Source organism: Cupriavidus sp. 05T313, assembly GCF_056396665.1.
The window spans coordinates 1-12,075 of the sequence record NZ_JBFTLX010000037.1 but is presented as its reverse complement, the minus strand read 5'-3'; the positions used below and the strand labels follow the sequence as shown (position 1 = coordinate 12,075).

Sequence of the window (12,075 nt, the reverse complement as noted above, 5' to 3'; positions counted from 1 at the left end):
TCGCTGGCGGCAATGGCATCGCTCTTGCACCAGCGCCATCCTCGTCCTACGCCATGCCTCCTCCGCGCAAAGACGCAGCCTCCGGACCGCGCGCTGCCGCCAACCCGCCAAAGAGCACCAATCCGCTCGACTACCAGCATGGCGCGCGCCCGGCCGCGGTCATGCCCAAGGAATTCCCCGACGGCGTCGTGGTTGCGGCCCATCGGCACGAGCGCGCGCAACTGATCTATGCGGTTGCCGGGGTGGTCGAGGTCACGGCCGGCCAGTCATTGTGGCTGGTCCCGCCGCAGCGCGCGCTATGGATGCCGGCAGGCGTGCAGCACGGCATGCGCGCCCGCGGCATGGTATCGCTGCGCACGCTCTATATCCGCCCCGAAGCGTGCCCGGCGGCCACGCCGGCGCTGCCGCAACTGGTCAATGTCTCGCCCCTGCTGCGCGAACTGATGCTGCGCGCCGCCGCGCTACCGCTCGGTCCCGCCGGCACCGCACGCGAAGACCGCCTGCTCGGCGTGCTGCTGGATGAACTCGCATGGTCGCCGGAGCAGCCGCTGTGCCTGCCCGCCAGCCAGGACCGCCGCCTTGCGCGCATCTGCGGCGCGCTGCGCGAGAATCCCGCCGATGCGCGCACGCTGGCAGAGTGGGCGCGGGAGGTGGGCGCATCGAGCCGTACGCTGGCGCGGCTGTTCGTGGCCGGGACAGGCATCTCCTTCGTGCACTGGCGCCAGCAGGCGCGCCTCTTGTACGCCCTGCCACGCCTCGCGGCGGGTGAGCCGGTCGCCACCATCGCCGCCGACCTGGGCTACGACACGGCCGGCGCCTTCGCCACCATGTTCCGGCGCTATACGGGCACCACGCCCAGCCAATACGCCAGGATGTCCGATCCGGCGCAGTGATTGACCTGGGCCGCGCAGAGGCCGGGCCGCTCCAGGCGTATCGTGACAGGCATGCGCTCCCGCGAGCGGGATGCGGGGAACGGGGAACCGCCACGGCAACAGGAACAGGATCAGGAACAGGACATGGCACGTACGGATATCGAATTCGTCTCCGAGGGCGTCACCCTGCGCGGGTGGCTCTACGAAGCCCGGCATGAAGCCAATGAAACGCCGGCGGACGCCTGCCCCGCCATCGTCATGGCGCACGGCTTTTCCGCTGTCAAGGAGCAGTACCTGGACCGTTACGCCGAAGTCTTCGCCGCCGCCGGCTTTGCGGTGCTGGTCTACGACCACCGCAACTTCGGCGCCAGCGAAGGCGCGCCCCGGCAGGAGGTGGACCCGGCGCTGCAAAAACGCGGCTATCGCGATGCCATCAGCTACCTGTGCGGCCTGCCCGGCATTGCGCATGACCGCATTGGCATCTGGGGCAGCAGCTACAGCGGCGGCCACGTGCTCGAGGTGGCGGCGCTGGACCGGCGCGTCGGATGCGTGGTATCGCAGGTGCCGCAGATCAGCGGCTACCTGTCGGCGTTGCGCCGCACGCGCGCCGACCTGGTGCCGGCAGCCCTGGCGTCCTTCGAAGCCGACCGGCTGGCGCGCTTTCGCGGCGAAGCCCCGGCCATGCTGGCGGCCGTCAGCGCGGATCCCGCCACGCCGTGCGCCATGGCCGGGGCCGACAGCTATCAGTTCTTCACCGGTACCGCCGCCTTCGCGCCCAACTGGCGCAACGAGGTCACGCTGCGCAGCGCGGAGATGGCACGGGAAAACGAACCGGGCATCCACATAGCCCGCATCAGCCCGACACCACTGCTGATGATCGTCGCCGACAGGGATGTGCTGACCGCCACCGACCTGTGCCTGGCCGCCTATGAACAAGCCCTGCAGCCCAAGCAATTGCTGATGATTCCCGGCGGCCACTTCACGCCATACCTGGAGCACTTCGAGACGACCAGCCAGGCCGCGCGCGAATGGTTCGCCAGGCATCTGAAGGCCTGACCACGACAAAGGCCGCGGCAGCGCCCCGCCRCAGCCTTTGCACAGGGGCCCCTCAGTAGCCGGCGGCGCCTGCGGGCAGGTCCAGCCGCGCTACCAGGTCCGTCAGCGCCGCCGCGCAAGACACATCCACCTTCAGCGCGAGCAGCGCATCCGCACGGGTCTGGCCGAGGTTGATCGCGGCGACAGGCTTGCCCAGCTTGCCGGCGGCGAGGCAGAAGCGGTAGCCCGAGAACACCGTCAGCGACGAACCGATCACCAGCAGTGCATCGGCCTGCGCCAGCGCCAGCATGCTGGCATCCACGCGTTCCCTCGGCACGGATTCCCCGAAGAACACCACGTCGGGTTTCAGCACGCCGCCGCAATGTCCGCAGGCGGGAATGCGTACCGCCTCGAAGCTGGCCAGTTCAAGATGGGCGTCGCCATCGGAGGCGGGCAAGGCGCGCAACGCCGCCAGGTCGGGGTTCTCGGCTTCCAGCTGCGATTGCAGCGAGGCCCGTGTCCGGCGCGTGCCGCAAGCCAGGCAGATCACGCTGCCAACATGGCCGTGCAGTTCGATCACGCCGGTACTGCCGGCGCGCTGGTGCAGGCCGTCCACGTTCTGCGTCACCAGCTGGCGCAGGAAGCCGGCGGTTTGCAATTGCGCCAGCGCGAAGTGCGCGGCGTTCGGCTGCGCATTGGCAAGCACCGGCCAGCCCAGCATGCTGCGCGCCCAATAGCGCTGGCGCACCGCGTGCGAGCGGAAGAAGTCCTGCGCCTGCACGGGCGGCGTGCGCTGCCAGTTGCCCTGCGCGTCGCGGTAGCCGGGGATGCCGGAATCGGTGCTGATGCCGGCCCCGGTCAGTACGAGCAGGCGGGGATGGCCCCGCACGAACGCATGGAGATCGGCCAGGACAGGCTGGTCGGTAACGGGCACGGGCACGGGGGGGCTCCTTGTGCGTTGCGTGTGGCGTATTCGCCAGGCGAACCGGCGCCGGCGGCTCAGAAAACGGGGCCACCCGCGCTGGTGTCCGCCGTCTGGCCGGCGAGCGCCAGCCACGCCTTGAGTTCGGCGCGATAGCGCTCCATCGCCTCGGCGTGCAGGTCGAAAATGCAGGGCTCGCAGCCATTGCCGCAGCAATCGTTGATATCCGGCGTCGGCGGGGCAACAGGCCTGGGCGGCAATGCCGCCGCTGCCGGCTCCGGCGCGTTCACTGGTTCTGGGTTGCGTCCTGCCTTGGACGCCGGGTTTTCTTCCGACACCATCTGCTCCGATTGATTTGCCCGATCAGTATACGGTACGCCCCGGACCGGCAATCCCGGCGGCAAAGGCGGCGCACTGGTCAGCCGCCCGTCCCGGCCGCGGGCTTGCGGGCTTCCAGCACCGCGCGCAGCCGGGTGACCGCCTCGGTGGATTCGGCCTCGATGCGCTTGCGCAGCAGCAGGCGGTTGGTCAGCGCGAAAAGAAGGTTCGGCGCCGCGTAGCTGAAGTCGCGCCGGAAGCGCGTGCCCTGCGGCGTCGGGGCGAGCGTGTAGCGCACCGTTCCCGCCTCGCGCCCGTCGATGGTGCCCTGGATCATCCAGACGGAGGGGCGGCTGCGCTCGACCACGGTCCACACCACCTTGCCACGCCGCCCGGCCACCAGGAAGGTCTCGGTAACCTGCTCGCCAGGCACCAGCGGATGATCCGCCGCGCCGGCCACCGCCAGGGATGACGGATGCCAGTCGGGCCAGCTGGCGGGCGTGGAGACGTAATCGAAGACCACCGCGTCGGGTTGCGCGATCGTCACCTCGTTGACGATATGCGTAACGTCGCGCCAGGCGCGGGGCACAGGCAGCAGCAGGATGGCGGCCGCGCCCACCAGGATGAGCAGCGCAGCAAAAAGGGTTCGGTGCGGTCTCATGGCGAGCAACGTGAAAGGATGGCGCGCAGGACAACTGCGGCAATGCCAGCGGCCCTTCCGGCGCGTGTGGCCGCGATGCTTCCAGTTTAGTCAGCTTTGCCGGCCGCGTCGGGCCGGCATCGGATGAAGCGCGGCAACCGCGCGAGGGCGGTTGCCGCGGCTTGCAGACGCGCTTAGTGGCTCGCGGCCAGCGGGCCGGGGCCTGCCTGTGCCATCTCGGGCGTGGCCTCGGGCAAGGGCCCCCAACCGCCACCCAGCCTGCGCACCAGCGCCACCGTCGCGGAAGCGCGCAGCCCGGCCACCTGGTTGGCCTCGCGCTGCGACTGCAGCACCGTGCGGTCGGCGTCGATCACCGTCAGGTAATCCACCGCGCCGGCCTCATACCGGCTGCGCGAGATCCTGGCCGCGCGCCGGGCGCCGCCCAGCGCGCCGTCCAGCGCACCGGCCTGCTGGCTCAGCCAGCGCACATCGGCCAGGCTGTCTTCCACCTCGCGCAGCGCCGTCAGCACGCTCTGGCGATAGCCCGCCACCGCTTCCTCGTGCTGCGCGCGCGCCGCCGCCAGGTTGGCCTTGTTGCGGCCGCCGTCCAGGATCGGCTGCGCAATCGTGCTGCCTATCAGCGGCCCCAGCATCCAGGCACGCGACGACCACTTGAACAGGTTCGACAAGTCGTTCGATTCGAATCCGAACAAGCCGGTCAGCGTGATGCGCGGGAAGAACGCCGACTTGGCCACACCGATGCGCGCGTTGGCCGCCGCCATCAGGCGCTCGGCCTGCGCGATATCGGGACGGCGCTCCAGCAGGTCCGAAGGCAGTCCTGCCGGCACCGTGATCAGCGCGGCGTCGAGCGGCCGCGCAGCCAGCGTAAAGGCGCCCGGCGGCGCGCCGGTCAGCACCGCCAGCGCGTGCTCCTGGTTGGCGCGGCGGCGCTCGATGCCGGCCAGGTCCGCCCGTGCCGTGCCCAGCTCGGCTTCGGCGCGGGCGGGATCGAGATCGGTGGTCTCGCCTTCGTCGAAACGACGCTTGAGCAGCTTGAGCGCATCCTCGCGCAGCGTGATGGTGGCGTTGAGCAGGTCGCGCTCGCTGTCCAGCGTGCGCAGCGCAAAGTAGGCCTGCGCCACGTCGGCTTGCAGCGCGAGCTGCACCGAGCGGTACAGGTCTTCAGCGGCTTCGCCCTCCGCCCGCGCCGCCTTGACGTTGTCGGCCACGCGGCCGAACAGGTCGACCTCGTAGCCGGCGATGGCGCGCGCCCGCAATACCGTCTGCGGCGATACGCGCGTGCCGTCGGGCAGCCCTTGCGAGGCTGCCGAAAGCTGCGTGCGGGTCGGGTCCAGGCCCACGCTGAGCTGCGGGTACTGGTCTGCCTCGGCCACGCCGGTGAAGGCGCGCGCCTGCTTGACGCGGGCCGCGGCAATGGCGAGATCCTGGTTGGACTCGGTCGCCGCGGCAATCAGGCGGTCGAGATCGGCATCGCCGAAGATCTTCCACCATTCGCCGCGCTGCGCGCCTTCGGACGGGGTTGCCACCTTCCACTGGGCGCCTTCCGCCTGCGCGGCCTCGGCTTCCTTGTAGGCGGGCGTGGCGGCGGTGGCGCTCTCCGGCACCTTGTAGGTCGGTGCCAGCGAGCAGCCCGCCAGGACCAGGGCCACGGCCAGCGTGGCCAGGCGCGGCAGCGCCGCGGGCAGTAGCGATGTCATCCTGGATGTCATGGTTGCGTTCATTTCGATCATCCTTATTCAGCGGAGGCGATAGCCTTGTGGCTCGCCGACGGTGCGTCCGACACCTTGCGGCGCTCGCCGCGTGTCGCCAGCATGCGCAGCGCCACGTAGAACACCGGCGTCAGGAACAGCCCGAAGAACGTCACCCCCAGCATCCCCGCGAACACCGCCACGCCCATCGCGTGACGCATCTCCGCGCCGGCGCCGGTGGACACCACCAGCGGCACCACACCCATGATGAACGCGAACGACGTCATCAGGATCGGGCGCAGACGCAGGCGGCTGGCTTCGATCGCCGCAGCCACGATGGAGCGGCCTTCATGCTCCAGCTCCCGCGCAAACTCCACGATCAGGATCGCGTTCTTCGCCGACAGCCCCACCAGGACGATGAAACCGATCTGCGTGAAGATGTTGTTGTCGCCACGGGTCAGCCACACGCCCGTCATGGCGGCCAGCAGGCTGAGCGGCACGATCAGGATCACGGCCAGCGGCAGCGTCAGGCTTTCGTACTGCGCGGCCAGCACCAGGAACACCAGCAGCACGCACAGCGGGAAGATCCACACGCCCGCATTGCCGGCGAGGATGTCCTGGTAGGTCAGGTCGGTCCACTCGAACTTGATGCCCTTGGGCAGCGTCTCGGCGGCGATGCGCTCGGCCGCGGCTTGCGCCTGGCCCGAGGAGAAGCCCGGCGCCGGGCCGCCGTTCATGTCGGCGGCGGTGAAGCCGTTGTAGCGCACCACGCTATCGGGGCCGAACCCCTGCTTGACGGTGAGCAGCGACGACAGCGGCACCATCTCGCCGGCGGTGTTGCGCGTCTTCAGTTGCAGGATGTCCTCCGCGTGCGCGCGGAACTGCGCATCCGCCTGCACCTTGACCTGGTAGGTCCGGCCGAACTTGTTGAAGTCGTTGACATAGGCCGAGCCGAGGTAAGTCTGCAGTGTATCGAACACGTCCGTCACCGGCACGCCCAGCTGCTTGGCCTTGACGCGGTCCAGCTTCACGTCGAGCTGCGGCACGTTGACCTGGTAGTTGGTGAAGATACCTGCCAGCTCCGGCGTGGCGCGCGCCTTGTTGGTGAAGGCGTTGGTGGCGTCGAACAGCGCGTCGTAGCCCAGCGCGGCACGGTCCTCGATCATCAGCTTGAAGCCACCGATGGTGCCCAGGCCCTGGACCGGCGGCGGCGGGAACACGGCGATGAAAGCGTCCTGGATCGAAGCGTACTTGCCGTTGAGCTGCTGCGCGATGGCATTGCCCGACAGCTCCTTGGTCTTGCGTTCTTCAAACGGCTTGAGCGAGACGAACACGATGCCGGCGCTCGGGCTATTGGTGAAGCCGTTGATCGACAGGCCCGGGAAGGCAATCGCCGATTCCACGCCGGGCTGCTTGAGCGCGATGTCGGACATCTGGCGAATCACGTCCTCGGTGCGATCCAGCGTGGCGCCGTCAGGCAGCTTGGCGAAGCTCACCAGGTACTGCTTGTCCTGCGCCGGCACGAAGCCCTTGGGCACCAGCTGGAACACGCCCCAGGTCAGCGCCAGCATCACCGCGTACACGCCGAACACCGCGGTCTTGCGCGAGATCACGCCCTTCACGCCCTTGCCGTAACGGTCGGCACTGGCGCCGAAGAAGCGGTTGAAGCGGGCAAAGAAGCCGCCCAGCACCCGATCCATGGCGCGCGACAGCCAGTCCTTCGGCGCATCGTGGCCGCGCAGCAGCAGCGCGGACAATGCCGGCGACAGCGTCAGCGAGTTGAAGGCCGAGATGATGGTCGAGATGGCGATGGTCAGCGCGAACTGCTTGTAGAACTGGCCGGTCAGGCCCGTCATGAAGGCCAGCGGCACGAACACGGCGATCAGCGTCAGCGCGATGGCGATGATCGGGCCGCTGACTTCGCGCATGGCCTTGTACGTCGCCTCCTTCGGAGACAGCCCCTCGGCAATATTCCGCTCGACGTTCTCCACCACCACGATCGCATCATCCACCACGATACCGATCGCCAGCACCAGCCCGAAGAGTGACAACGCGTTGATGGAGAAGCCAAACGCGTGCATCAGCCCGAACGTACCCACGATGGACACCGGCACCGCCAGCAGCGGAATCACCGAAGCGCGCCASGTYTGCAGGAACAGGATCACCACCAGCACMACCAGCGCGATGGCTTCGAACAGCGTGTGGGTGACGGCCTCGATACTATGGCGCACGAACTGGGTCGGGTCATAGACGATGCTGTAGTCCACGCCATCGGGGAAGTTCTGCTTGAGTTCCTCCATGGTCTYGCGGACCTCATCCGAGATCTGGATGGCGTTGGAACCCGGTGCCTGGAAGATGGGAATGGCCACCGCGGACTTGTTGTCCAGCAGCGAGCGCAGCGCGTATTCCGATGCGCCCAGCTCGATACGGGCGACGTCCTTCAGGTACGTCACGCCGCCATCGGGCGAAGTCGCCACGATGATGTCGCCGAAGGCCTCGACCGTTTCCAGCCGGCCCTGCGCGTTCACGGAAAGCTGCAGGTCGGCGCCCGGCAGCGACGGCGAGGCGCCGATCACGCCGGCGGCCACCTGCACGTTYTGCTCGCGGATGGCCTTGACCACGTCGGCGGCGGCCAGCTTGCGCTCGGCCATCTTCTCCGGGTTCAGCCACACGCGCATGGAGTAGTCGCCCGAGCCGAACAACTGCACCTGGCCCACGCCCTGGATCCGCGCCAGGCGGTCCTTGACGTTGATCACCGCGTAGTTGCGCAGGTAGGTSATGTCGTAGCGGTYGTTCGGCGAGACSAGGTGGACCACCATSGTCAGGTCGGGCGMGCTCTTGACGGTGGTGATGCCGAGGCGGCGCACGTCCTCCGGCAAGCGCGGTTCGGCCTGCGCCACCCGGTTCTGCACGAGTTGCTGTGCCTTGTCCGGATCGGTGCCGAGCTTGAAGGTCACGGTCAGCGTCAGCAGGCCATCGCTATTGGATTGCGACGACATGTAGAGCATGTCTTCGACGCCGTTGATCTGCTCCTCCAGCGGAGACGCCACGGTAGCGGCGATCACCTTGGGGTTGGCGCCGGGATACTGCGCGCGCACCACCACGGACGGCGGCACCACCTCGGGATACTCCGAGATCGGCAGCTTGAACATCGAGATGGCGCCGATCAGGAAGATCAGCACCGATAGCACGCCGGCAAAGATAGGCCGGTCGATAAAGAATTTCGAGAGATTCATCTCAGTCTCGGCAGTCTTGGCGAAAAGGCTCCCCCTGGCGGCCTGGCATGCAGGCGCCATGTGGAGCGGGGAAGCTAAATATGGTTTGGCCTCGGGGAGAGGTGGTTTCAATGCCGGCGCACTGTGGATGCGCCCGCCCTCTCCCCCGGTTGCTCTCCCGCCATGCGGGAGAGCGAGCAAACCCTTGGCAGATTCAGCTCATGCGGCTCTTGCAGGATCGGCTCAGGTCACTGGTTTTCCATCGGCTGCCTTGTCCGTGGTTTTCTCCGTGGCCGCCTGCTTGCGGTCTGCCGATTCGGCACGTTGCTCCAGCTCGCGTTTGAACGCCATCTCGACCGGCTTGGGTGCGACCGTGACGCCGGGACGCACGCGCTGCAGCCCGTTGACCACGATCTTCTCGTCGGCCTTCAAACCCTGGCGGATTACGCGCAGCCCTTCGTACGACGGCCCGAGCGTGACTTCGCGGTAGGCCAGCTTGTTCGCGCTATCCAGTACCAGCACGAACTTCTTGCCCTGGTCGGTGCCGATGGCGCGGTCGTTGATCAGCACCACCGGGTGCGGCGAGCCGCCACCGAGCTTGATGCGCGCATACAGGCCCGGCAGCAGGCGGCCGTCCGGGTTGTCGAACACGGCCCGCACGCGGATGGTGCCGCTCTTGGTGTCGAGCCGGTTGTCCACCGACTGGATGCGGCCCTCGCGCGGATAATCCTCCTCGTTGGCCAGGCCCAGGAACACCGGCAACCTGGACTGYCCGCCTTGCGCGCCGGGCGCGCCACCGGCTGTATCCGCCTTATCTGACTTATCCGCTGTATTCGCCGTATTCGCCGTATAGCGCAGGTAGGTCTGCTCATCGAGTTCAAAGCTGGCGTACACCGGCGACACCGACACCACCGTGGTCAGCACCGGCGTGCCGGCACCGGCCGCCACCAGGTTGCCTACGGTGATCTCGGCACGCGATACGCGCCCGCTGACCGGGGCGGTGATCCGCGTATAGGCCAGGTTCAGCCGCGCCACCTCCAGCGAGGCCTGCGCGGCGCGCACATTGGCTACCGCTTCGCGGGCGCCGTTGTCGCGCTCGTCGAACTCGCGGCGCGATACCGCGTTGTCCTGCACCAGCCGCTGCGCGCGGGCCTGCTCAGTCTGCGCGTGGCTGGCACGCACTTGCGCGGCGGCCAGCGCGGCCTCGGCGCGCGCCACTTCGGCGGCGTAAGGGCGCGGGTCGATGGTGAAGAGCGGATCGCCCTTCTTCACCAGCGCGCCTTCGCGGAAGTGCACGGCGTCGATGGTGCCGCCGACCCTGGCGCGAATCTCCACACGGTCCACGGCTTCGAGACGGCCGGAGAACTCATCCCATTCGGTGATGGTCTTGCCCAGCGCGCTTGCCACGTCCACCGTGGCGGGCGCCGCCGGCGCGGGCACGGCCTGCGCCTCGCCGGCGTGCCAGGGCTTGAAGATCGAGGTGGCCAGGCCGGCGCCGAGCACAGCGACGATGGCCAGGGCAATCATGGTGCGTCGATATTGCTGATTCATTTTCTTGACTCCGTATTCCGTCTGCGGTTTTCTTCAACTGGAAAGCAAAAAATGGGACGAACGCCCCCGCCGGCGCGCGCAAAGGATCGCGCCCGGTACGCCTGCTATGCGCAGGCCGGCTTGGCTTTGTAATTCGGGATCAGCCGGGCGGGCTGGCTCCTGTCTGGCGTTCGGCCTTGGGCGAGGCGTCGTCGTCGCCGGCAAGATAGCCTTGCAGGTAGCGCGCGCCTTCGTTTATCCACACCTGACATCGGTCGTGGGATTCTTCCACGCCGGCGCCACAGGCACCGGCCATGATTCGGGCTTCGGACGGCACGCCGGCCGTCAGCAGGCGGCCGGCGAAGGCTTCGCCTTCGGCACGCAGCGCATCTTCCTCGGCCACCTGGATCAGTGTGGGCGGCAGGCCGGCCAGCCGCGAGGCAAGGGCCGGGGCCGCGTAGGGGTGCACGCTGGCGGCCGGGGTAGGCAGGTAATCGCGGTAGTACCCGGCCAGCCGCTGCAGCATTTCCAGCGGCACGCTGCGCCCGCCTTGCCCCACCGCGCACGATGCGTGCTGCAGGCAGGGATCGGTAACCGGGCGGATCAGCCACTGCGCGCGCGGCTCCGGCAAGCCGCGGTCGCGCAGCATCTGCGACAGCGCGATCGCCAGGTTGCCGCCCGCCTCCTCACCCACCACGGCAAAGCGCAGCTTGTCCACCTTGAGGCGGCGCGCATGGCGCAACACCCACTCTGCGGTATGGAACGCATCTTCCGGCGCCGCCGGGAACGGGAAATCGGGGGCCAGCGAGTATGCCGGCGTCACCACCACCGCGGGTACCGTGCCGGCCAGCGAGCGTGCCAGGCGCTGGGACTTCTCCAGGCTGGCGTCGACAAAGCCACCGGCGTGCAGGTAGATCAGCCAGGGCAGCAGCGGCGCCGCCTTGCCCGCCGGATAGCCCGGCGGGTAGCTCAGGCGCACCGCGATCGTGCGGCCGCTGCTTTCCACCGTATGCTCGGTCGTATGCCCCTCGGCCAGTTCGGCTGCGGAGGCTGCTGCTGCGGATTTCGGTTGCGTGGGCGACATGGCGGTGACTTGTTGCGCGCTAACGGGTGCACTAGCGGGTGCACTAACGGGTACGTTAACGGCGCCTCCATTGCATATTGCGATGCAGCGAATTATGGTGGTTGATAAAGGTGGGATAAAGCGAGGCTTTGCCAATGCACTGTTTCTCAGGTGGAATAATGGCGGTTTCCACGATCGGGAAACCCTTCGCTGTGCAAGGTCATCCGTTTTGTGATCCACTCCCGCACTTCCGCATCCGCGCCACACGCGCAACCCGTCATGCGCCTGGCCGGGGCGCACCCTATTCGGGTGCCTGCCCTGCCGGCCAGACCTGCCTGTTTCCTTATCCGGGGGAGTGAACATGGATCGTCTCGTATCAATGCAGGCATTTACCCGCGTGGTGGATGTAGGCAGCTTTGCGCGGGCGGCCGAGTCGCTGGACCTGCCCAAGGCCACGCTCACGCGCCTGATCCAGAACCTGGAAACGCACCTGGGCGTCAAGCTGCTGCACCGGACCACCCGGCGCATCAGCGTCACCACCGACGGCGCCGCCTATTACGAACGCTGCGTGCGGATCCTGGCGGACGTGGAAGAGGCCGAGCAATCGCTCACCCACCAGAACAACACGCCACGCGGCACGCTGTGCGTTGACACCACCGCCGGGCTGGCGCAACTGGTACTGATCCCCAGGCTGCATGAGTTCTTCGCCGCGTATCCCGAGCTGAAGATGGAGCTGACCATCAACGGCAAACCCATCGACCTGCTCAAGGA

Annotated in this window: 10 protein-coding genes; 3 read left to right on the top strand and 7 right to left on the bottom strand. The window is 67.9% G+C overall.

Annotated elements, in window-relative coordinates:
* The first annotated feature begins 53 nt into the window (after positions 1 to 53).
* The gene (locus tag AC1DKD_RS11455) at positions 54 to 893 is read left to right on the top strand and encodes an AraC family transcriptional regulator (RefSeq protein WP_441628808.1); all 840 of its coding nucleotides are present in this window, start codon (positions 54 to 56) and stop codon (positions 891 to 893) included.
* A 123-nt stretch (positions 894 to 1,016) separates the two neighbouring features.
* Positions 1,017 to 1,928 carry an alpha/beta hydrolase gene (locus AC1DKD_RS11450; protein ID WP_441628806.1) on the top strand — a complete coding sequence of 304 codons (912 nt, stop codon included), beginning with the start codon at positions 1,017 to 1,019 and terminating at the stop codon, positions 1,926 to 1,928.
* Between the two features lie 52 nt (positions 1,929 to 1,980).
* Here AC1DKD_RS11450 and AC1DKD_RS11445 read toward each other — a convergent pair whose 3' ends face one another.
* From AC1DKD_RS11445 to AC1DKD_RS11415, 7 genes are all read right to left on the bottom strand, one after another.
* A complete protein-coding gene (locus AC1DKD_RS11445) occupies positions 1,981 to 2,847 on the bottom strand; it encodes an NAD-dependent protein deacetylase (protein WP_441628804.1) in 867 nt (288 codons plus the stop codon).
* A gap of 59 nt (positions 2,848 to 2,906) precedes the next feature.
* Complete coding sequence (locus AC1DKD_RS11440) at positions 2,907 to 3,170, bottom strand: oxidoreductase-like domain-containing protein (RefSeq protein WP_441628802.1); 264 nt, start codon at positions 3,168 to 3,170, stop codon at positions 2,907 to 2,909.
* 77 nt (positions 3,171 to 3,247) lie between these two features.
* Positions 3,248 to 3,808 carry an SRPBCC family protein gene (locus AC1DKD_RS11435; protein ID WP_441628800.1) on the bottom strand — a complete coding sequence of 187 codons (561 nt, stop codon included), beginning with the start codon at positions 3,806 to 3,808 and terminating at the stop codon, positions 3,248 to 3,250.
* 173 nt (positions 3,809 to 3,981) lie between these two features.
* Positions 3,982 to 5,505 (bottom strand): efflux transporter outer membrane subunit, encoded by a 1,524-nt coding sequence (locus tag AC1DKD_RS11430; protein WP_441628798.1) that lies wholly within the window; start codon positions 5,503 to 5,505, stop codon positions 3,982 to 3,984.
* A 35-nt stretch (positions 5,506 to 5,540) separates the two neighbouring features.
* A complete protein-coding gene (locus AC1DKD_RS11425; protein ID WP_477143293.1) occupies positions 5,541 to 8,732 on the bottom strand; it encodes an efflux RND transporter permease subunit in 3,192 nt (1,063 codons plus the stop codon).
* A 222-nt stretch (positions 8,733 to 8,954) separates the two neighbouring features.
* Complete coding sequence (locus AC1DKD_RS11420; RefSeq protein WP_441628794.1) at positions 8,955 to 10,262, bottom strand: efflux RND transporter periplasmic adaptor subunit; 1,308 nt, start codon at positions 10,260 to 10,262, stop codon at positions 8,955 to 8,957.
* Positions 10,263 to 10,401: 139 nt separating this feature from the next.
* A complete protein-coding gene (locus AC1DKD_RS11415; protein ID WP_441628792.1) occupies positions 10,402 to 11,325 on the bottom strand; it encodes an alpha/beta hydrolase in 924 nt (307 codons plus the stop codon).
* Between the two features lie 340 nt (positions 11,326 to 11,665).
* On the opposite strand from AC1DKD_RS11415, the gene AC1DKD_RS11410 reads away from it, so the two are divergent.
* Positions 11,666 to 12,075, top strand: a 410-nt coding sequence (locus tag AC1DKD_RS11410) for a LysR family transcriptional regulator (RefSeq protein WP_477143292.1), incomplete at its 3' end; no start/stop codon positions are given.